Raw genomic sequence first — 19,829 nt, 5'->3', positions numbered from 1 at the left:
GTGCAGATCGGTGTGCTGACCGCCGCGTTCGTGCCGATGCTCGCCACCGGCGTGATCGGCGGTATCGGCACCTACAGCAACATCGGCCACGCCTACGGCCGCGGCACTGCCCTCGGAGCGCTCGGAGCCGGTGAGGGCGCCACCGCCGTGCTCGCCCTGGTCCTGCTCGGCTTGACCATGCTGGGCCAGTCCTCGCCGCGCGTTGTACGGGCCGGGCTGTGGGCGCTGCCCGCTGCCGCGTCCGTGATGGGCGCCATGGCTGCACCCGACCCCGCCCGCACCGTCATCTACGCCCTGACCCCGATGGGCATGTCCGTCTCCGCTGAGGGCATGGCGTTTCTGGCCCGTCGGATCGTGGTGCACACCGACGGCCGCGACGCCGAACACGAGCGGCACACCGCCGATCTCGTGCAGGCTCTGGCCTACCACCGCGCCCGCGCCGCCCAGCATCCGAGTAGTCGGGTGCAGTGGTGGTCGGAGCGCAAGTCGTGGCGCCTGGCCCGCAAGATCGGGGTCGGTGACACGGCGCTGGGATCGAGGCTGCTCGATGTCCAGCGTGATCGGGTCACCGAGGGCGCCGATGCCGCCCTCGCGTCGATGTTCGGCACCCCGGCCCCGGCCCTCACCGCATCCGTGAATGCGGAGGAATCTACCGAGATCGTCAGGAAACGGTCTATGGCTGAGCTGGGGGAATCGACCCCGGCACCGGCCGTGACACTGACCCGCCTGTCGATGCCGGAGCCGGTCGCGGTCGATGCGGGTAAGTCGATTCTTCCGCTCAAGTCGATGCCCGCCATCCCCGCCCCGACTCCGGCGCCGATCGCCGCACCGGTACGGGGGAGCATGGCAGCGGGATCGACTCCGGCGCGTGGGGTGACCGGTCGGGTTCCCGACGCGGCCCGATCGCCCCGGCTCAAGCGCACCCCGGAGCAGTTGCTCGCTGAGGCACGGTCGGCGACCGCCGGTCTCGCGGACGCGAAGGTGACCGCCGAGGGCATCCGTCGTGCGATCCACACCTCGCCGGCCAACGCCCGCAAGCTGCGCGATGCCCTGCTCGCCGAACGCGCCGCCACGGCCGGAACGCCGTGATGTCCGGCGTCTACGGCAAGTGCTTCGACCCCACCGGGGCCCGCCACGGCATACCCACCTACCCGTGGCGCCTGGCCCCGGACGGGTTGGCCACCCGCCGGCAGTTACGGGCTCTGGGTCTGCGTCCGGGCGGTCAGCCGATCGCCGCGCAGGCTATGCGCATCAACCGCTGTGCCGGCACACCGCGCGTCGCCTACTTCTACCGCCTCGACTGCGCGCTTCCGGTACGGCCGATGACCTCGCGCAAGTGGGGCGCCCTCGCGCTGGCGATGCTCGCCCGCCAGACCTGCCCGGCCTGCGGAGTCGTCTACAGCTACTGCATTTCCCGCCGCCACGGCATGTGCGGACTCTGCATCGAATCCACCTACGCCTCCCAGAAGGGGAGTTGACATGAGTAGGCCCAACACCCGTCACCTGGACCGTGAAATTGCCCTGACGGAGCGCAAGCTGGAGGCGGTCCGCAACGAGGAGCTGTGGCCGCTGACCGGCTCCGAGCGCCGCCAGGTCCTGGGGGCGCTGGCTTCCGGCTCCTACCGCACGCTGCGCAGCAAGAGCACCGGACGAGCGGAGCGGACGCTGGACAGGGTGCGGGAGTCGGTGCTGAACCGGCTGAACGCCGAACTCACCGCGTTCCAGAAGGAGCGGGCCCGGCTCGTTGCCGAGGCCGCCACCGCCAAGGCCGTCAAGAAGTCGTCGAGCTGGTGGTGAGCATGGCCGCCGACCAGACCCCGCCGGGTGAGTGCCCGCAGTGCTGGGAGCACGCCCACAACAAGCGCATCCACCGCAAGCTCAAGCCGCGCCAGGACTGCCCGCAGTGCGTGGACCACATGGTCAACGGCTGCCCCTACCTGGTGCCCAAGAAGGAATCCCGCTGGTGGTGACCACGCCCACCACGCCCCCTCACCCCCTGTCTTGCTCAACTCCCGCCCTGCTCAGGGCAGTTCGGAGTCATCCCGTCATGCCTGAACCCGCCGTGGAGCCCACCCCTATGGGCACTGTCCACCGCCTCGACGACCACCGCACCGACCACACGACCCCGGTCGTCGACCTGGTCAAGGTACCTGCCGCTCCTGCCCCCATGCCGGAGATCGAGGACGCTCCGATCGGGGAGGCGGTCGACCGGCCCGACAACCCGCTGGCCGACTGGCTTGCTCTGCCCGACGCCGACGTCCTGCCCGCCTGGGCACGCTCGCGTGCTTCGGTGGTCGCCAACGTGCAGGCGTTCGGCCGGCTCACCTGGTGGCACACCCGCTATCACGGCCTGCGCACCCCCAAGTACCTGGTCAAAACCGTCCTGTTGGCCGCGCGCGGCTTCTTCCGTGCCGCGGCCGGTCTGTGGCCCACACTGTCCGCACAGGACCACACCGCGGCGGTCAAGGCGTTGCGGGCGCAGGTTAAGGCCCGGCCCGAAGACGTCGACCTGGCCGTGCGGTTGCAGATGGCGCACTACACCCGCACTCAGTCCCGGCGTTGGCGCTTCGGGGCCGCCGCCGCTGCGGTCACCGCCGCCGCCATCGGCATCCTCCTGGCCCCGCCGCTCCTGCAAGTCGGCATAGCTGCTGCTGTCACCACCCCGCTCGCCTACCTCGGGCGGGGCAAGGAGACCCGGCTGCTGGACCAGGCGGCGCCGCCGCTGCGGGTGGACATGTCCGCCCAGCAGCTCAACGAGGCCCTGCGCGCCGCTGGCCTGCTCAAAACCGTCAGCGGCAAGGACGACAGCGACCTTCCGAAGGTGTCGTGCACGATGGGCCCGGTCCGTGACGGCCGCGGCTGGGCCGTGATCTTCGACATGCCGCGGGGTGGCGGCAAGACCGCCTCCGACGTGCTGGCCAAGCGGGAGGTGATCGCGCAGGAACTCGGAGTCGACGAGATCCAGGTCATCATGTCCCGGGTCCGGGCGGCCAAGGGCGGCAACGCCGGCCGCGTCTCGATGTGGGTCGCAGACGACGACCCCTACCTGGGCCCGCTGAACCCCTCCCCGCTGGAGAAGGCGGAGAAGTTCTCCATCTGGGACGCGATCCCGTTCGGGCAGGACGCCCGCGGCAACCGGGTCGCGGTGCCGGTCATGTGGCAGTCGATGTTCTTCGGCGGCCTGCCCCGCCGCGGCAAGACCTTCTCCCAGCGCCTCCTAACCGCTGCCGGTCTGCTCGACGCCTACGTGCGCCACTACGTCGCCGACGGCAAGGGCGGCGCCGACTGGAAGGCCATGAAAGCCGTCGCCCACCGCCTCATCATGGGCGCCGAGGACGACGCAATCGAAGCACTCAAGGCCATGCTGCAGGAGCTCCTTGCCGAGATGGAGCGCCGGTTCGCGCTGCTGCGGGACCTGCCCACCTCGGTGTGCCCGGAAGGCAAGCTCACCCCCGAGATCATGGTCAAGTACAACCTGCCGGTCATCTTCGTCACCATCGACGAACTGCAGGAGTACTTCACCGCAATGGAGCGCGAGGACCGCGAGCAGGTCATCAACGACCTGTGCCGCGTCGCCCGCCGCGGCCCCGCCGCCGGCTTCGTCTCCAACTTCGCCTCCCAGCGCCCCGACGCCGAATCGGTGCCCCCGAAGCTGCGGGAGATCATCACCATCCGCTACTCCACCCAGGTCGTCGACCGCACCAGCTCCGACATGGTCCTGGGCAAGGGCAAAGCCGCCCAGGGCGCCGACGCCTCGGTCCTCTCCGAGGACCACCGGGGCGTGGGTGTACTGGTCACGGGTCCGGCGTCGTTCGTGACCGTGCGGGCCGACTACCTCGACGGCACCGGCTTCGCCGCCCTGTGCGCCAAGGGCCGCGCCCTGCGCGAGGCCGCCGGACAGCTCACCGGGGACGCGGCCGGCGACGTCACCGCCGCCGCCGATGCGGCCGGCCTGACCGTGCCCGCGATCGTCTCCGACGCCCTGGAAGTCATGCGGCACGCCCCGCGCATGTTCACCACCGACCTGCTCACCGGCCTCGCCAACCTCGACGAGGACGAGTACGGCGACCTCAACGCCGAACGCCTCGCCTCCGACCTCGAAGCAGCCGGCGTCAAGCGCACCAGCAAACAGGTCAAGATCTCGGGCGCCAACGGGGCCGGATACCAGCGCCGCGACATCGAAGCGGCGGTGCCTGCCGAGATCCTGCTCAGCACCGGCAGGTAAAGCCCCCCGCCCCTACCCCGCCCCTACCGGGGCCCCCTCTGCCCGGCCGTTCGCGCTCTTGCCTAAGCGGCCCGGAGTAGAGGGGGCTCTTTACCCCGGTAGAGGGGCCGGTATAGGCCCCTGACCTGCAAGGTAAGGCCGGTAAAGGGGGTCGTAGGGCCCCCGCCCCGACCCCTCTCAGCGCCCTTTCGAGGGCGTTCGCTGCCCGCTCCGCCGAGTCCCGGAAGGGAACCCGCATGCACCCCGACACCACCCCGTCCGCCGCCGCGATGACCGACGACCAGGCATCCGCCGAGGCCGCTCGGATCATCGCTGACGCCTACCGGCCTGCCCCCGCCGTGCCGACCTCCTACCGCGACACCAGCCCCCTGCCCGCCCACGGCGACACGCCCCCCGTCACTCAGCCCGGGGTGCCGCCGATGTCGCAGCGGGCCGTGGACGCCTCCCGCCTCATGCTCACCGCCGGCCTGGCCACCGTCCCCCCGGGTCTGATCGCCATCGGCGTACTGATCGCCTCCCGGCAGGCGGACCCGACCGTCATCGGCATGATCTGCGCCGCCCCGGCCGCTGTCGCCGTGCCCGTCCTCGCCCTGGCCCGGCTGTTCCACCGCGTCGCCGAAGCAGCCCCGGACGAGCACCACCACCACTACACCGGGCCGGTCCGGCAGGAACACACCACCACCCACACCCGCGCCGTGTTTGCCCGCACCCACAACGACCACCGCTGAAACGGGCTCAGCCGCCCTTCTGACCGACGGGAGCCCCATGGACAAGCAGCGGGACAACGACCCCATCTCCGCGAACCCCCTCGACAGCGCCCCGTTCGGCTACGCCCCGCAGGCCGCGCAGCGTGCGGCCCTGCTCGCCGAACTCGACAGCGCGGGCGTCGAACTGGGCACGTACGACCGCCTGATCGTCGACTGGATCGCGGGTTGGGACTACCCCACCGTGGCCACCATCGCGAGCCTCATCCGCCGCGCCGCCGACGACCAGTAGCTACGCCAAGGGCGGCCCCCGTCTCGCCAAAGTCCGGGGCCGCCCTTGCCAACCAGAACCCAACCCAGGAACTGGAGAGATCCAGGATGACCCAACCCACTGACATCCGGCGAGTGCGCGGCCACCGGCCGCGGCTGCTGGACCTGTTCTGCTGCCAGGGCGGCGCAGCCAAGGGCTACGCCGACGCCGGGTTCGATGTGACCGGCGTCGACATCGCCCCGCAGCCCCGCTACCCGTACCAGTTTGTGCAGGCCGACGCGATCGCGTTCGTCCTCGAACACGGCGCCGCGTTCGACTTCATCCACGCCTCCCCGCCGTGCCAGCACGACAGCGAGTGCCAGCGCATCCAGGGCAACCAGCATCCCGACCTGATCGCCCCCACCCGCACCGCCCTGGAAGCGTCCGGGCGGCCGTGGGTGATGGAGAACGTGCGGGGCGCGGTGCCCAAGCTGCACCGTCCGGTGATGCTGTGCGGGCCGATGTTCGGCGTGGACACCTACCGGCACCGGTTCTTCGAGACCGGCGGCGGCTTCACCCTCGACCAGCCCGGCCACCCCGTGCACCTGGTGGCGCAGGCCAAGATGGGACGGCCCGTCCCGCCCGGCCACTATGGCCAGTTCGTCGGCAACTTCTCCGGCGTCGACCTGGCCCGCCGTGTGCTGGGGGTGCCGTGGATGAACCGCGACGGCATCCGCGAGTGCATCCCGCCCGCCTACACCCAGTGGATCGGGGCCGTGTTCCTCGCCTCTCTCGCTCCCGTTCTGGGGGCGGTCGCGTGAGCTCCGTCGACAGCCTTCTGCGGGCCGCGTTGGAGCTTGCCGCCGCCGATGTGCCCGTACTGCCGCTGCGGGCCGGGAAGGTGCCGTTCGGCAACTGCCGAACCTGCGCCCGCAACATGTGCGGCGGCCGGCCGAACATGAAAGTCCCGGGCCCCTGCGCCTGCCCGCGCCCGTGCCACGCGTGGGCCGCCGCCACCACCGACCCCACCGTCCTGAACTCCCAGGAGTGGGCGCGAGCGTGGCGGGAGGCGGCGGCGGTGGCCTACCACCCCGGCGGCGCCGGGCTCACGGTCGTCGACCTCGACAATGCGGGAGCCATCACGTGGGCACGCGCGACGCTGCCCGTCACCCGCACCGTGCGCACCACCAGGGGTGAGCACTGGATCTACCAGGGCGCCATGCAGTCCGCCAACGCGGTTCGGCCCGGCGTGGATATCAAGTCCCTTATGGGATACGCCCGTTGGCTCGGACCCGGCACCGGCACCATGGCCGCTCTCCCGGACGCTGTGCGCGCGCTGGCGATAAAGACGTCCCCTGCCCGCAGGGCGTCACAGGCGCTCACAGTGCCCCTCAGCGGCGGACCGGGGGAGTGCCGCCACCGCACGCCCGCTTATCTGGACCGTGGGATCGCCATGGCCGAGCAGCAGATCACCGGGGCCCGTAACGCGGTGCACGCCACCGTCTACCGCACGTTCCTCGCCGTACTGTCCGCTCACGGTCGGTGCGGCTGCCTCACCGACGCCCATGTCGCGCGGCTGTTCACCGCCGCGCAGGCCAAGGGCGAATCGGTCCGGCACTGCACCGACGCGTGGACCAACGCCCGCACCACGTTGGGACTGTGACCATGTCTGAGGACGAGAAGAACCCGGCCCGCCAGGTCATCACCGACTACGCGCAGGCACATTTCCGGTACTTCCGCACCGCCGACGGGACCGTGTACGCGCAGAAGAACGGCCATCCCGTGGCCCGCCCGATCCGCTCCCAGGGCACCACCGGCAGCCACCGCCAGGAACTCATGGTCGGCCTGTTCAAGGACGGGGTCGGGGTGTTCAACGGGACCGCGCTCAAGGAGGCGTTGGACTTGATCGAAGCTCTCGCGCTGATCGAGGACGTACAGCCCGTGCACATCCGCGTTGCCCCCGGATTCGACGGGGCCACGTGGCTGGACCTCGGGCGCAACGACGGACAGTCCGTCCGTATCCACCCCACCGGCTGGGACATCCTCACCCCGGACCCGCGGGAAGTGTGCTGGCGGCGCACTCAGCTCACCGGCGAACTGCCCCTGCCGGCCAAGGACACCGACGGCAAGGGCATCGACCTGTTGATGCGGCTGTGCAACTTCGCCAACGCGGAAACCGAGTGCCTGGCCATCGCCTGGCTGATCGGCTGTCTCGGGCCGTCCGTACCCGTGCCCGCTCCGTTCCTCACCGGGCCGCAGGGTGCGGGGAAGTCCACTGGTGGGCGGATGCTGGTGCGGATCATTGAGGGCATGAGCGGTGACCTGCGCCGCGCCCCGAAGGATGAGGAGAATCTGATCGCGGCGGTGGCGGCGGGATGGGTCACCGCCCTGGACAACCTCTCCCACATGACCCCGGACCTCTCGGACGCGATGTGCTGCATTGTCACCGGTGCCGAGAGCGTCAAGCGGGCCCTGTTCACCGACGGGGACGTGTTCCGCGTCGGCTACCGCCGCCCCCTGCTCCTGACCGGTATCGACGTGGGCGTGATCCGGCCCGACCTGGCCGAACGCCTCCTGCCGCTGCGTCTGGAACGGCCCCGGGTGCGGCGCACGGAGGCGGAGTTGTGGGCGGACTACGCGGAAGTCCTGCCCGTGGTGCTGGGCTCGCTCCTGGACCTCACGGTCAAGGTCCGCGCCGTTGCGGCAGAGACCCCCACCGACCTGCGGATGGCGGACTTCGCGCACCTGTGCGCGCAGTTCGACGCGGCCACCGGTCTCGGGGCGCTCACCGCCTACCGGGCCAGTCTCGACGACCTGAATGACGACGTCATTGAGGGCGATCTCCTCGCCCAGACTGTCCTCAGGCACGCCGACAGCCTCGAACCGGGTGCGGAGCAGCGGATGACGTCCACCGAGTGGCTGCATCTCCTCAGCGGCCTCTACAGCGGTGACGACTGCCGTCCGCTGCCCAAGGGGTGGCCGACCACCGGCAAAGTCCTCTCCGACCGACTCAAGCGTCTTCAGCCCACCCTCGCCGCACGCGGGGTCCTCATCGACTCCGGCCGCACCAGCGAGGGCCGCTACCTCGAAATGACCCGCCAACCCGCCACGGCACCCACCGAGCAGAAGCAGATGTTCTGACCCGCGAACCGCCCGCTCGCCCCCGGACAAGCAAGAAGAGCACCACCGGCCAGGCGTGCTCCTCTTGCTGTTCGGCGCACCGCGCCGCCCGAAGGACGTGCCGCGCAGCGGCTCCTTCTTTCACGCTCGAAGCAGCACCGCACCACAACAGACAACCCCTCTTTTGTCCTAAGAGGGAAGACGCTGCGTCATCTGCGTCATCCGGACAGAAAAACGGGCCCTGACCTGCGGCTACAGCCATGACGCAGACAGCCACGCCTGCGTCATCCTGCGTCATCTGCGTCATGGACCACGTCACGCATGACGCAGCCCATGACGCACCGATGACGCACGCCTCGGCTACTGCGTCACGCAAAGCTGCAGGTCAGAAGCCTGTATGACGCTGATGACGCAATGACGCAGAAATCCGAACCTCGGACAGGCGCGGGCCCCAGAACCCCCGAAGCGAACCCTAGAGGAGACATGAAAGCGCGTCAGAAGATCACTGGCTTGCCTCAGCTCTACTCTGCTGCGGATGTTGCCCAAGCTCTCGGTTGCTCCGAGTGGTGGGTGAAGGAACAGGCCCGCAGGGGACGCATTCCCTTCACCAAGCCCGGAGGCAGCTACCGGTTCACGGCCGAGCACTTCACCGAAATCATGCACATTTTCGAGAGCCGCCCCACTGAAAGCCATGACGCTCTTGCGCCGACAAAACAAGCACCACGTCGCAGGGCGACCACAACGGCAGCGTCCGTCACCTCCCTGAAGGCAAGGACGCCACGCAGGGCGCAAGGCCGCCAACCGCAGTCCAGCGCAGCCTGATTCCGTGTGCCGCTCGGCTCTCCAGTCGGGCGGCACACCTGTTCATAGGAGAACCACGTGGGTTATGCCGAGAGTCTCGGCAGCTACTGGCGCGGCCGGTACAAGCTCGCGCCGGGCAAGTACGCCACTGTCCGCGATGCCGATGGCGATGCCATCCGCTTCCGTACCAAGGCCGCGGCAAAGAAGGCAGCTGACGCCGAAGAAGCGAAGCTGTTGGCCGGAACGAAGAAGGCGCCTGGTGAGCGGATCACCTTCGGTGCCTACGTCAACCGCTGGTATGCCGCGCAGGACTTGGCGGCATCCACCATGCAGAACTACCGGCGGCACATCGAAGAGCATTTGCTTCCCGCGTTCGAGGATTCCGCCGTTGCTGACATCCTGAGCACCGACATTGCCGCTTGGGAGAAGCGCGAACGCGCCGTGCCGTATGCGGCATCCAGCGTCAAGACATGGCGGGCGACACTGCATCTGATCCTTGCCGATGCTGTTGACGAGGGGCTGCGCGACTCCAACCCGGCAACCAAGCGCCGCGGCCGAGGAAAGCGTGCCGGCCGTTCACGTAACCGTGGCCCGGAGAAGGCTGTCACGACCGCACTCGGCATCCTGCTGCTCGCCGAGAGAATGGCCCTGCTGTCCGGCCGCGACGACGAGTTCGTTGCCGCCATCGTGAAGGGCTACACCGGGATGCGCTGGGGCGAGATCGTTGGCCTTGAGCCGGAGTTCGTCCGACCGAGGGGCATCCGTGTGGAGTGGCAGCTCTACGAACTGGACACCGGCGAACTGCACCGCTGCCCGCCCAAGGACGACTCCTACCGCGACATCGACACCCCGGATTTCCTCGCCTCGCTGCTTGCCAGCCACATCGCCCGGACGAGATCGAAGCCTTGCGAGTGCCACGGACTGGCCTACGTCTTCCGTGGCCATGGAACCGCCAACGGCTCCGCAAGCCGACCCGGGGCAAAGCTAGTCGACGTGGCGCGCCGCGCCGGCGTATCGACCGGCACCGTTTCCAACGTCCTCAACCGCCCGGATGCCGTGGCGGAGCCAACGCGACTGAAGGTGCTGGAAGCCGTCAGCGATCTCGGGTACATCCGCAACGCCGCATCGGGGGAGTTGGCTGCTCACTGGCGCCGCTCCGGTTTCGCCACGTGGCTCTTTCGACCGGCCGCAACAGGGCGGTATCCGGGGCGAGGCAGTCAGGAAGAGCGGCCGGTGCCTGTCATTGCTGAGCCTTGGCCCGGCATTCCGGCACGCGGGCGAGGAGCCTCGAAGCGGGCTGAAGCGTGTTGGATGCCGATCGCTCCGGGGCTGACTCCGCACGGCTTGCGCCACACGCACAAGACCCTGATGAGGGAAGTGGGGACCCCGCCCAAGCTCATGGACGAACGCATGGGCCACGAGGACGGCTCCGTCCAGTCGCGCTACGACCACATCACGCCAGGGATGCGGCAGACGCTGATGACTGCGCTCACCGGGATGTGGGAGGAAGCGCTGGACGCGCGCCGGACCATGAGTCCCGGCTCGCCTGTGGCTGCTCTGGATGCGTTGCTGAAAGCTCGCTAACGGGCGCCGATCTGGAGACAGATTCCAAGATCTTCTCCAGGATTTCTCCAGAGAGCCCCTAGAGAACGAGGCAGGCCCAGTGCTGATTACTCAACACCGGGCCTGACCTGCGATTTAGCTGTCGGGGTGGCGGGATTTGAACCCACGACCTCTTCGTCCCGAACGAAGCGCGCTGCCAAGCTGCGCTACACCCCGATTGTCGCTGCTGCTGCTAGCCGCGGCGACGTCGTTTACTTTAGCCCACCGGTGGCTGGAGGCGAAATCCGGTTTTGGGGCGGTGGCGGATGGGGTTCGGGCGGGCGTGGTCCAGGGCGACCAGGAGGATCGCGAGGGCGTAGAAGGAGAGGCCGAGGAGGAGGGCGTTGCCGAGGACGCTCTTGTAGCCGTGGAGGTCGACGTCCAGGAAGGGGTAGAGGTAGCGGCCGCCGGTGCCCGGAGGGATCAGTTCGCCCCGGGTGAAGGAGAACGCCAGGTAGGCCACGGGGTAGACCAGCCAGGTCGCCGCCTGGCGCAGATGCAGGCGGTCGGGAGGTGTGAACAGCAGCCAGTCCGCGATCGCCGCCGCGGGGATCGCCGTGTGCAGGAGATGGGCGGTCACCGCGTGCCAGCCTGTCGGGGTCGCCGCGGTTCCCGTCAGGGAGAACGGGCTCGACGCGTTCGCCAGGAGCAGGTGGTACACCAGGGCCGTGATCGTGGCGTAGAGGAGTGCCGCGCCCGTGAGGGCCGACGGCAGGGGGCGGCGGGCGGTCCAGGCTCTGCGGGCCGAGAGCAGGAGCACCGCCGCCAGGAGGATCGCGCTCTGGACGGAGAAGTAGCTCAGCGCGCGGACCGGGCTGGTCTGCAGTATTTCGACGGTCACGGCCGCGGCGGCCGCCAGGGCCACCAGTACGCGGTAGGCGGCGGCCACGGGATGCCGTACGGGAGTCACCACCGCCGTGGCGGGGACGGGACAGGGCAGGAAGGCGGGCATGCCCGGGACTGCGGGGAGGTCCGGGATGTCCCTGGGTATCGGCGCGGTCATGGCCTCACGCTAGGCAGACCCGCCAAAAGGGGCGATACGGGCGGGCCGTGCGGGTTAATCCCCGCACGGTCACCGGAGCGGAGGCGCCGCACCAGCCGCACAGCCAGGCGCTATGCCGCGCGCTCCACCAGCGTCAGCAACGTCACCTCGGGCGGGCACGCGAACCTCACCGGCGTGTAGCGGCTCGCCCCGCAGCCTGCCGACACGTGCAGATACGACGTCCTGCCCTCCGCCGAGTGCCTGGACAGGCCCTTCACCCGGTCGGTGTCCAGATCGCAGTTCGTCACGAACGCGCCGTAGAAGGGGAGGCAGATCTGGCCGCCGTGGGTGTGGCCGGCCAGGATCAGCGGGTAGTCGTCCGCGGCGAAGGCGTCCAGGGCGCGGAGATACGGGGCGTGCACCACGCCCATCGAGAAGTCCGCGGCGCCGGATGGGCCGCCGGCCACCTCGGCGTACCGGTCACGCTTGATGTGCGGGTCGTCCAGGCCGGTCAGCTCCACCGACGCGCCCTCGATCTTCAGCATGCCCCGCGTGTTCGTGAGGTTCTGCCAGCCCGCCGCGTCGAAGCCGTCCCGCAGGTCCTCCCACGGGTTGCGGACGACGTCCACGGCGGGCGCGTTGCCGTTCAGGCCGTGGCGGCCCTGGGCCTTCTCGAGCAGGTAGCGGGCGGGGTTGCGGAATTTGGGGCCGTAGTAGTCGTTGGAGCCGAAGACGTACGCGCCCGGGAACTCCATCAGCGGGCCGAGCGCGTCCAGCACCTCCGGCACGCCCTCGGGGTCCGACAGGTTGTCGCCCGTGTTGATCACGAAGTCCGGGCGCAGACCCGCCAGCGAGCGCAGCCAGCGCTGCTTCTTGCGCTGGCCGCCGACCATGTGGATGTCGGAGACCTGGAGCACCCGCAGCGGGCGCATACCGGCCGGCAGCACGGGGACCGTCACCCGTCGCAGGCGGAAGGAGCGGGGTTCGATACCCGCCGAGTAGAGCAGACCGGCGGTGCCAACCGCCGCGATTCCCAAGGGGACTCCGTATCGCGCGCGCATACGTCCATCGTGTCAGATTGCGGAGACATCCTTGACCGCCCGTCGGCCTCAGGGTAAAAGCGCGGGCGTCCAGAACCTTGTACCTGCGACAATCGGACCCATGACCACGCTCAAGTCGAAGCTGCAGGAAGACCTCAACGCCGCGATCAAGGGGCGCGACGAGCTGCGCTCCTCGACGCTCCGGATGACGCTCGCCGCGATCACCACCGAGGAGGTCGCGGGCAAGCAGAAGCGCGTCCTCTCCGACCAGGAGGTCCTGAAGGTGATCACCAAGGAGGCGAAGAAGCGCCGCGAGGCCGCGGACGCCTTCGCGCAGGGTGGTCGCGCCGAGTCCGCCGAGCGGGAGAAGGCCGAGGGCGAGGTGCTCGCCGAGTACCTCCCCAAGCAGCTGGGCGACGACGAGCTGAACGACATCGTCGCCCAGGCCGTCGAGGAGGCCAGGGCGGCCGGCGCCGAGGGGCCGCGGGCCATGGGCGCCGTCATGAAGATCGTGAACCCGAAGGTGGCGGGCCTCGCGGAGGGCGGCCGGGTCGCCGCGGTGGTGAAGAAGCTCCTGGCGGGCTGAGCGGGCTCACCCGAGGGTGAGCCGGGGTAAGCGTCGGTAAGGCAGCGGGTGGGTGGCGTGATCACGCCACCCACCCGCTATGCGTTGGACTGCCGGCTGACGAATTCGGCTCGGCTCGGCTCAGTACCAGGCGGTGCAGTACTCCGTGCCTGAGGGGTTCTCGGCGCAGGCGCGCATTTTGTGCGTCGATGGGTTGTAGTACATCGGCGTGCGCGTGTAGTAGTAATTCGTCCCGTCCGGCACCTTCGCGGTCCAGCCCGACGCCCCGCCTGCTTTCACACCCAGGCGCCAGTAACACTCGGACTGGTCCTTGGTGCAGCGCTGGACATAGATGTTCCAGTCCTGCTCGTTGGAGCCGCTGATGTACCACAGGCGGGCCCAGCTGTACTGGTCCCCGTCCGTCTTCCCCCACCGCAACTCGTAGAGGAACGACCCGCCTGCCTGGTTGGGGCCGTACGTGGTCACCGGGCCCGATTCCCAGCTCTGGATGTTCGGGTCGTGGCCGTCGCAGCCGAAATTGTCGCAGGCCAGGGCGGCCGCGGAAGCCGAATTGGGGGCGACGATGGTGAATGCCAGAGAACTCAGCAATGTGCCGAGCGCGAATCCGAGGCGGGTTCGTATCTTCAATTCCCCTCCATGGCAAGTGGCAGTGCGAATGGGCGCCTTCTGGGCAGGACCGTGGATGAATATGGCACGGCACCTGCCGTGAGGTTGCCCGGAAGGAGGAGATGGCGTAATTACGTCGGGCGTACCTCAGGACATGTCGCGGCATAAGGGATTTCAGCTGAGCGAGGGCGAGGGCGGGGGCGGGGGCGGCAACGGCGGCCGACGATGCCGTGACGGGCAGGCGAGATCAACTCGCCTGCCCGTCACGTACCACCTGACGCCGCGCACCCGCCGGGTACGACGCGGCAGGCCGGCTTCCCTACGTCCGTTGCCGCACTCGGATCGGCGTGTCAGCCACGGCCACCGTTGCCGTTCCCGTTGTTGCCGCCGTCCTGACCCTGGATGAAGTTCTCCGGGATCGAGAAGGTCGGCGTCGGGAAGGTGGTGTTGCCGCCGTCGTCGCCCCCGGTGTCGTTGCCGCCGTTGTTGTTCCCGCCGTCGTCGCCGTTGTCCCCGTCGTTGTTGCCGTTCCCGTCGCCCTTCTCCTTCTTCGGCGGGTCCGGGATGTTGACGAGGTTGAAGTTCGGGGCGTCCTTGCCCTCCAGGGCGCCGCTCATCATGTCGCGCCAGATCGGTCCGGGGACCTCACCGCCGAACACCTTGGAGTGCCAGACGCCGCCGATGGTGATGTTCTGCATCTTGCGCTTGTGCGCGGGGTCGCCGACCCAGACCGCGCCGGCCATGTTCGGCGTGTAGCCCACGAACCAGGCCGCGTAGCGCTCGTCCGTCGTACCGGTCTTACCGGCGTTGGCGCGGCCGGTGAGGCCCGCCTGGGTGCCCGTACCGTCCTCGACCACGCCCTTCAGGAGCGTGTTGACGGTGTCCGCGGTGGTCTCCGACATCGCCCGCGAGCAGGTCGACTTCGGGACCTGCAGGGACTTCGACTTGTCGCCGACCCGCTGGGTGATCGACTCGATGGCGACCGGGGTGCAGTACATACCGCGCGAGGCGAAGGTCGCGTACGCGTTCGCCATCGTCAGCGGGGACACCTCCTGGGTGCCCAGGGCGATCGAGGGCCGCTGCTGCAGCTTGCCGCCGTCCGCGCGTTCGACCCCCATCTTCGCGGCCATCTCCGTCACCGGGCAGACGCCGATGTCGCTGATCAGCTGCACGTAGTAGGTGTTGACGGACTTGGCCGTCGCCTCCTTCATGGAGTACGGGCCGGCCTCGGAATCGTTCTCGTTGGTGAGGGAGACGCCCTTCTCGTTCCAGACCTTGCCGTCACAGAGCTGGACCGGGCTCGGGTAGTCCATCTTGTACGGCGAGGAGAACATCTGCGTCGCCGGCGTACCCCCCTCGATGGCGGCCGCGGCCACGATCGGCTTGAACGTCGAACCGGGCTGGTAGCCCGCGCCGCCGCCCATGTCGAGGTCGACCGAGAGGTCCAGCGTCGTCTCGTTCTTCTTGGTGTTGATGCCGTACGGCCGCGACTGGCCCATCGCCAGGATCTTGCCGGTGCCGGGCTGGACGATGGTGGCGGCGGTGGCCACGTCGTCCTTCTGGTAGACGTGCTCCTTGATGGACTTCTGCGTCGACTCCTGGGCCTGCGGGTCCATGGTGGTCCGGATCGTCAGGCCGCCCTGGTTCCAGACCTTGGCCCGGGCCTCCTTGGTCTTGCCGAAGACCGGGTCGGTCAGGAAGACCTCACGGACGTAGTCGCAGAAGAAGCCCGCGCCCTTGACCGCCGTGATGCAGCCGTTCTTGGGCTTGCTGACCTTGAGGCCCAGGGGGGCCTCCTTGGCCTTGTCGGCCTCGGCCTGGGAGACGTCGCCGACCTCGGCCATGCGCTGGAGCACGGTGTTGCGACGCTTGGTGGCCTCGGCCTCGTCGTTGACCGGGTCGTAGCGGCTCGGGGACTGGACGATGCCCGCGAGCAGCGCCGCCTGCTGGAGGCTGAGGTCCTTGGCGTGCTTGGAGAAGTAGCGCTGCGAGGCGGCCTCGACGCCGTAGGCCTGCTGGCCGAAGAAGGTGATGTTGAGGTAGTTCTCGAGGATCTTCTTCTTGCCGAGTTCCTCTTCGAGCTGGATCGCGTACTTCAGCTCGCGGATCTTGCGGCCGATGGTCTGCTGGGTGGCCTCGGCGACCTTCGTCGGGTCGTCACCGGCCTCCTCCACCGCGACGTTCTTCACCAACTGCTGTGTCAGCGTGGAGGCGCCCTGCGAGACGCCGCCGCTCTGCGCGTTCTTGTTCAGCGCGCGCAGGACGCCCTTCAGGTCGACCGCGCCGTGCTGGTAGAAGCGTGAGTCCTCGATCGCGACGATCGCCTTCTGCATGTACGGCGAGATGTCCTTGAGCTCGACCACCGTGCGGTCGCGCGAGTACACCGTGGCGATGGTGCCGCCCTCGCTGTCGAGGATCGTGGTGCGCTGGCTCAGCGGCGGGGTCTTCAGGTTGGTCGGGAGCTCGTCGAAGCTCTCCACCGATCCCTTGGCCGCGAGTCCGAGCGCGCCCGCCGCGGGCAACGCGATGCCGGCCATCACCGCCCCGGCGAGAACACTGACACCGAGGAACTTGGCGGCCTGCTGCGTGGTCGACAGACCGCCGCCCGAGCGCTTCTTCGACATGGAGGCAGCCTAATCCGTACTCATGAGGGTTCCGAGTGGGCCCATGTCACGGCACGGCGACGGAAGCGGGCACGACGGCGTCGGAGCGGGCATGACGACAGGAGCGCCTACCTTCTCATTCACCGGACACGCGCACAGGCCTTGGCCTAAGCTGCTCTCAACTGTCACAGCAGTAGGGCCACGTATCAATACGTCCGGCGACCCCGAATCGTTCCGGTCGTTCCCCAACTTTTTTGGTGGGGGCGTGTCCGAATCCGCCTCGTGTGTCATCAGGTGCCCGTTGTGACGCAAGACAAGTGTCCTGGTTTGCCGGGATAGTCATGTATGTCGCGGGCTCACTCCCCCGGGTGATCTGCCGCTTACGCATAGTCCGTTCGGGCCATTCAAGATTGGGCCCGAAGGGGGTGTTGCGCTGTGCCTGCCTTCCGTAACGTCCTCAACTGGCAGCGGTGAATATGCCGCTGCCGCCGTGGGGGAGCCTCGATTCGGGAGAGGACGGCGCCGGTATGGGCTGGGTAGTCGACTGGAGTGCGCAGGCGGCCTGCCGCACTACCGATCCGGATGAACTGTTCGTACAAGGAGCAGCGCAGAACCGGGCGAAGGCAGTGTGCACCGGATGTCCGGTGCGCACGGAGTGCCTCGCCGACGCGCTGGACAACCACGTCGAGTTCGGCGTGTGGGGAGGCATGACGGAGCGCGAGCGCCGCGCACTGCTGCGCAGGCGTCCGACGGTCACCTCGTGGCGCCGGCTCCTGGAGACCGCGCGCGTCGAGTACGAGCGAGGGGTCGGCATCCTGCCCCTCGACGACGACGAGGTGTACGAGAACTACTTGGCGGTGAGCTGAGGGGGCCCCCCGGTTCAGTCCCCGGCAGACTCGGGCAGCTCCGGCTGCGCGGCCGCGAGCCGGTTTCCGATGTTCCGCAGCCCTGCGAGGTCGTGCACGTCGCCGGGCAGCGCGGCCACTTCGGCCACCGCCACCTCGGGGTGCAGCGCGGTGAAGCGGTCACGCGTGCGCTGCTCGCGGGAGAGCAGCTGCATACGATCGGCATGCAGTCTCAACAGGCCTGCGGTGAGTCGGTCGACGGACCGGTCAGCGGGATCGGCGGACAGGTCCGCGGAGTTCGAGGGCTGTTCCTTCTCCGTGCGCTCCGCGACGGTGTTCTCCGAGTGGGCGGGGGAGCCTGCGTCAGGAACCGGTGCTTCGGAAGCGGGAGATTCTGAACTGCCGTACGTGTCGGGAGAGTTACGAAGTCCAGCTTTCCCGCCCTCCTGATCGACAATGCGGGGCTCTTCAAGATTTTCTGCGGCCTCGGGATTTTCCACCGTCTCGAGATTCTCCGCGGCGGCGAGCGCCCGCTCGGCCGAGAGCCGGTCGGCGCCGCTGCCGTGGACCCGGTTGAGCACCAGACCGGCGAACGGCATGTCCTCCGCGGCCAGCCGCTCCACGAAGTACGCGGCCTCGCGCAGCGCGTCCCGCTCCGGGGCGGCCACCACGAGGAACGCCGTCCCGGGCGCCTGGAGCAGCTTGTACGTCGCGTCCGCGCGCGTGCGGAAGCCGCCGAAGGTCGTGTCCATCGCGGCCACGAACGTCTGGACGTCCTTGAGGAGTTGGCCGCCCAGCAGCTTGCCGATGGTGCCGGTCATCATCGACATACCGACGTTCAGGAACTTCATGCCCGCGCGGCCGCCGAGCTTGGCCGGGGCGGTGAGCAGCCGGATGAGCCGTCCGTCGAGGAAGGACCCGAGCCGCTTCGGGGCGTCCAGGAAGTCCAGCGCCGAGCGGGACGGCGGTGTGTCCACGATGATCAGGTCCCACTCGTCCCGGGCCCGCAGCTGCCCGAGCTTCTCCATCGCCATGTACTCCTGCGTGCCCGCGAAACCCGCCGAGAGCGACTGGTAGAACGGGTTTCCCAGAATCGCGGCCGCCCGCTCGGCGTCCGCGTGCGCCTCGACGATCTCGTCGAAGGTGCGCTTCATGTCGAGCATCATCGCGTGCAGTTCGCCGCTCGCGGAGTCGTCGAGGCCCTTGACCCGGCGCGGGACGTTGTCCAGGGAGTCGATGCCCATCGACTGGGCGAGCCGGCGGGCCGGGTCGATGGTGAGCACGACGACCTTGCGGCCGCGCTCGGCCGCCCGCAGACCGAGAGCCGCCGCGGTCGTGGTCTTTCCGACGCCGCCCGAGCCGCAGCAGACCACGATGCGGGTGTTCGGATCGTCGATCAACGGATCGAGGTCGAGCACGGGGGCGGGGGAGAGGCGGTGGTGCCGGTCGTGCGCGTTGCCGTCCGGGCTCATGACATCCCCTGCTTCCGCAGCTCGGTGGCCAGTTCGTACAGACCCGCCAGGTCCATGCCCTCGGACAGCAGGGGCAGTTCGTGCGACGGCAGCCCCAGCGCGCCGAGGGCCGAGCGCTGCTCGTGCTCCAGCGCGTACCGCTCGGCGTACTCCTCGGCCTGCCGGACCAGCGGGTCGACCAGCTTCTCGGCGTTGCCCCCGCGGCGTGCGCCGCCGAGTCCGGCCGAGGACAGTGACTTCGCCACGGCCGAACGCGGGGTGGTCCGTACGAGTTCCAGATCGGTGCCGTCCAACACCTCCGGACGCACCATGTTCACGACGATCCGTCCCACGGGAAGGCGGGCGGCCCGGAGTTCGGCGATACCGTCTGCGGTCTCCTGGACGGGCATCTCCTCCAGGAGGGTCACCAGGTGGACGGCGGTCTCTGGGGACTTCAGCACGCGCATCACGGCTTGTGCCTGGTTGTGTATCGGGCCGATCTTGGCCAGCCCGGCGACCTCGTCGTTGACGTTCAGGAAGCGGGTGATACGGCCGGTGGGGGGTGCGTCCATCACGACGCAGTCGTAGGTGAAGCGGCCGGACTTGTCCTTGCGGCGGACCGCCTCGCAGGCCTTGCCGGTCAGAAGGACGTCTCTGAGACCGGGCGCGATGGTGGTGGCGAAGTCGATCGCGCCGAGCTTCTTCAGGGCGCGTCCCGCTCCGCCCAGTTTGTAGAACATCTGGAGGTAGTCCAGAAGGGCCAGTTCGGGGTCGATGGCGAGGGCGTACACCTCCCCGCCCCCCGGAGCGACGGCGATCTTCCGCTCCTCGTAGGGCAGCGTCTCCGTTTCGAAGAGCTGCGCGATTCCCTGGCGGCCCTCTACCTCGACGAGAAGCGTCCGCTTCCCCTCGGTGGCGAGGGCCAGCGCTAGAGCTGCGGCGACCGTGGTCTTACCGGTCCCGCCCTTGCCGCTGACGACCTGGAGCCTGCTCACGTATTCGAGCGTAACCAGT

Annotated in this window: 20 protein-coding genes and 1 tRNA gene; 14 read left to right on the top strand and 7 right to left on the bottom strand. The window is 69.0% G+C overall.

All coding sequences use genetic code 11. The features are described from left to right. The first annotated feature begins 36 nt into the window (after window positions 1-36). The 12 genes from ACFYRX_RS24245 (at window position 37) to ACFYRX_RS24190 (ending at window position 10,684) form a co-directional block, all read left to right on the top strand. Window positions 37-1,089 carry a conjugal transfer protein gene (locus ACFYRX_RS24245; protein WP_389103689.1) on the top strand — a complete coding sequence of 351 codons (1,053 nt, stop codon included), beginning with the start codon at window positions 37-39 and terminating at the stop codon, window positions 1,087-1,089. Beyond that, window positions 1,089-1,478 (top strand): RRQRL motif-containing zinc-binding protein, encoded by a 390-nt coding sequence (locus ACFYRX_RS24240; RefSeq protein WP_389103277.1) that lies wholly within the window; start codon window positions 1,089-1,091, stop codon window positions 1,476-1,478. Before ACFYRX_RS24245 ends, ACFYRX_RS24240 begins: the two co-directional genes overlap by 1 nt. A gap of 1 nt (window position 1,479) precedes the next feature. Next, the gene (locus ACFYRX_RS24235; protein WP_389103276.1) at window positions 1,480-1,797 is read left to right on the top strand and encodes a hypothetical protein; all 318 of its coding nucleotides are present in this window, start codon (window positions 1,480-1,482) and stop codon (window positions 1,795-1,797) included. 2 nt (window positions 1,798-1,799) lie between these two features. Beyond that, window positions 1,800-1,970 carry a pRL2-8 gene (locus ACFYRX_RS24230; protein WP_389103273.1) on the top strand — a complete coding sequence of 57 codons (171 nt, stop codon included), beginning with the start codon at window positions 1,800-1,802 and terminating at the stop codon, window positions 1,968-1,970. A 77-nt stretch (window positions 1,971-2,047) separates the two neighbouring features. Beyond that, on the top strand, window positions 2,048-4,225 hold the full coding sequence (locus tag ACFYRX_RS24225) for an FtsK/SpoIIIE domain-containing protein (protein WP_389103270.1): 2,178 nt from the start codon (window positions 2,048-2,050) through the stop codon (window positions 4,223-4,225). Between the two features lie 236 nt (window positions 4,226-4,461). After that, complete coding sequence (locus ACFYRX_RS24220; RefSeq protein WP_389103268.1) at window positions 4,462-4,953, top strand: hypothetical protein; 492 nt, start codon at window positions 4,462-4,464, stop codon at window positions 4,951-4,953. 37 nt (window positions 4,954-4,990) lie between these two features. After that, window positions 4,991-5,221 carry a hypothetical protein gene (locus tag ACFYRX_RS24215; protein WP_389103265.1) on the top strand — a complete coding sequence of 77 codons (231 nt, stop codon included), beginning with the start codon at window positions 4,991-4,993 and terminating at the stop codon, window positions 5,219-5,221. 86 nt (window positions 5,222-5,307) lie between these two features. Then, window positions 5,308-6,000, top strand: a complete 693-nt coding sequence (locus tag ACFYRX_RS24210; protein ID WP_389103263.1) for an SAM-dependent methyltransferase — start codon at window positions 5,308-5,310, stop codon at window positions 5,998-6,000. Further along, window positions 5,997-6,842 (top strand): bifunctional DNA primase/polymerase, encoded by an 846-nt coding sequence (locus ACFYRX_RS24205; protein ID WP_389103261.1) that lies wholly within the window; start codon window positions 5,997-5,999, stop codon window positions 6,840-6,842. The genes ACFYRX_RS24210 and ACFYRX_RS24205 overlap by 4 nt, the downstream gene beginning before the upstream one ends. 2 nt (window positions 6,843-6,844) lie before the next feature. Beyond that, window positions 6,845-8,320: an ATP-binding protein gene (locus ACFYRX_RS24200; RefSeq protein WP_389103259.1), complete on the top strand. Its 1,476-nt coding sequence runs from the start codon at window positions 6,845-6,847 to the stop codon at window positions 8,318-8,320. Between the two features lie 393 nt (window positions 8,321-8,713). Continuing rightward, window positions 8,714-9,121 carry a helix-turn-helix domain-containing protein gene (locus tag ACFYRX_RS24195; RefSeq protein WP_389103256.1) on the top strand — a complete coding sequence of 136 codons (408 nt, stop codon included), beginning with the start codon at window positions 8,714-8,716 and terminating at the stop codon, window positions 9,119-9,121. 57 nt (window positions 9,122-9,178) lie between these two features. After that, window positions 9,179-10,684, top strand: coding sequence for a LacI family DNA-binding transcriptional regulator (locus ACFYRX_RS24190; protein WP_389103253.1), 1,506 nt, complete (start codon window positions 9,179-9,181; stop codon window positions 10,682-10,684). A gap of 121 nt (window positions 10,685-10,805) precedes the next feature. Here ACFYRX_RS24190 and ACFYRX_RS24185 read toward each other — a convergent pair. From ACFYRX_RS24185 to ACFYRX_RS24175, 3 genes are all read right to left on the bottom strand, one after another. Next, window positions 10,806-10,879: transfer RNA gene (locus tag ACFYRX_RS24185), tRNA-Pro, on the bottom strand. 40 nt (window positions 10,880-10,919) lie between these two features. Further along, on the bottom strand, window positions 10,920-11,705 hold the full coding sequence (locus ACFYRX_RS24180; RefSeq protein ID WP_389103251.1) for a Pr6Pr family membrane protein: 786 nt from the start codon (window positions 11,703-11,705) through the stop codon (window positions 10,920-10,922). A 110-nt stretch (window positions 11,706-11,815) separates the two neighbouring features. Beyond that, entirely contained in the window at window positions 11,816-12,745 is a 930-nt protein-coding gene (locus ACFYRX_RS24175; protein ID WP_389103248.1) for a metallophosphoesterase, read from the bottom strand. A gap of 100 nt (window positions 12,746-12,845) precedes the next feature. Between ACFYRX_RS24175 and ACFYRX_RS24170 the strand changes: the two genes are divergently transcribed. Then, window positions 12,846-13,310: a GatB/YqeY domain-containing protein gene (locus ACFYRX_RS24170; RefSeq protein WP_389103245.1), complete on the top strand. Its 465-nt coding sequence runs from the start codon at window positions 12,846-12,848 to the stop codon at window positions 13,308-13,310. A gap of 120 nt (window positions 13,311-13,430) precedes the next feature. Here the strand turns inward: ACFYRX_RS24170 and ACFYRX_RS24165 are convergent, their stop codons facing one another. Next, entirely contained in the window at window positions 13,431-13,937 is a 507-nt protein-coding gene (locus ACFYRX_RS24165; protein ID WP_389103243.1) for a hypothetical protein, read from the bottom strand. Window positions 13,938-14,266: 329 nt separating this feature from the next. After that, on the bottom strand, window positions 14,267-16,540 hold the full coding sequence (locus tag ACFYRX_RS24160) for a transglycosylase domain-containing protein (RefSeq protein WP_389103242.1): 2,274 nt from the start codon (window positions 16,538-16,540) through the stop codon (window positions 14,267-14,269). A gap of 506 nt (window positions 16,541-17,046) precedes the next feature. Here ACFYRX_RS24160 and wblA point away from each other — a divergent pair. Next, a complete protein-coding gene (gene wblA / locus ACFYRX_RS24155; protein WP_328749084.1) occupies window positions 17,047-17,385 on the top strand; it encodes a transcriptional regulator WblA in 339 nt (112 codons plus the stop codon). Between the two features lie 14 nt (window positions 17,386-17,399). Here the strand turns inward: wblA and ACFYRX_RS24150 are convergent, their stop codons facing one another. Next, complete coding sequence (locus tag ACFYRX_RS24150; protein ID WP_389103240.1) at window positions 17,400-18,836, bottom strand: ArsA family ATPase; 1,437 nt, start codon at window positions 18,834-18,836, stop codon at window positions 17,400-17,402. Continuing rightward, window positions 18,833-19,810 (bottom strand): ArsA-related P-loop ATPase, encoded by a 978-nt coding sequence (locus ACFYRX_RS24145; protein WP_389103237.1) that lies wholly within the window; start codon window positions 19,808-19,810, stop codon window positions 18,833-18,835. The genes ACFYRX_RS24150 and ACFYRX_RS24145 overlap by 4 nt, the downstream gene beginning before the upstream one ends. Between the last annotated feature and the right edge of the window lie 19 nt (window positions 19,811-19,829).

Source organism: Streptomyces sp. NPDC005374, assembly GCF_042872225.1.
GTDB lineage: Bacteria > Actinomycetota > Actinomycetes > Streptomycetales > Streptomycetaceae > Streptomyces.
Note: the sequence above shows the minus strand (reverse complement) of the source record. Positions and strands in the feature narration are given on the sequence as shown.

Coding starts and splice junctions, on each gene's coding strand:
- ACFYRX_RS24245 (WP_389103689.1), top strand. CDS start 37: ATGCTCGCCACCGGCGTGATCGGCGGTATCGGCACCTACAGCAACATC.
- ACFYRX_RS24240 (WP_389103277.1), top strand. CDS start 1,089: ATGTCCGGCGTCTACGGCAAGTGCTTCGACCCCACCGGGGCCCGCCAC.
- ACFYRX_RS24235 (WP_389103276.1), top strand. CDS start 1,480: ATGAGTAGGCCCAACACCCGTCACCTGGACCGTGAAATTGCCCTGACG.
- ACFYRX_RS24230 (WP_389103273.1), top strand. CDS start 1,800: ATGGCCGCCGACCAGACCCCGCCGGGTGAGTGCCCGCAGTGCTGGGAG.
- ACFYRX_RS24225 (WP_389103270.1), top strand. CDS start 2,048: ATGCCTGAACCCGCCGTGGAGCCCACCCCTATGGGCACTGTCCACCGC.
- ACFYRX_RS24220 (WP_389103268.1), top strand. CDS start 4,462: ATGCACCCCGACACCACCCCGTCCGCCGCCGCGATGACCGACGACCAG.
- ACFYRX_RS24215 (WP_389103265.1), top strand. CDS start 4,991: ATGGACAAGCAGCGGGACAACGACCCCATCTCCGCGAACCCCCTCGAC.
- ACFYRX_RS24210 (WP_389103263.1), top strand. CDS start 5,308: ATGACCCAACCCACTGACATCCGGCGAGTGCGCGGCCACCGGCCGCGG.
- ACFYRX_RS24200 (WP_389103259.1), top strand. CDS start 6,845: ATGTCTGAGGACGAGAAGAACCCGGCCCGCCAGGTCATCACCGACTAC.
- ACFYRX_RS24195 (WP_389103256.1), top strand. CDS start 8,714: ATGACGCAGAAATCCGAACCTCGGACAGGCGCGGGCCCCAGAACCCCC.
- ACFYRX_RS24180 (WP_389103251.1), bottom strand. CDS start 11,705: ATGACCGCGCCGATACCCAGGGACATCCCGGACCTCCCCGCAGTCCCG.
- ACFYRX_RS24175 (WP_389103248.1), bottom strand. CDS start 12,745: ATGCGCGCGCGATACGGAGTCCCCTTGGGAATCGCGGCGGTTGGCACC.
- ACFYRX_RS24170 (WP_389103245.1), top strand. CDS start 12,846: ATGACCACGCTCAAGTCGAAGCTGCAGGAAGACCTCAACGCCGCGATC.
- ACFYRX_RS24160 (WP_389103242.1), bottom strand. CDS start 16,540: ATGTCGAAGAAGCGCTCGGGCGGCGGTCTGTCGACCACGCAGCAGGCC.
- wblA (WP_328749084.1), top strand. CDS start 17,047: ATGGGCTGGGTAGTCGACTGGAGTGCGCAGGCGGCCTGCCGCACTACC.
- ACFYRX_RS24150 (WP_389103240.1), bottom strand. CDS start 18,836: ATGAGCCCGGACGGCAACGCGCACGACCGGCACCACCGCCTCTCCCCC.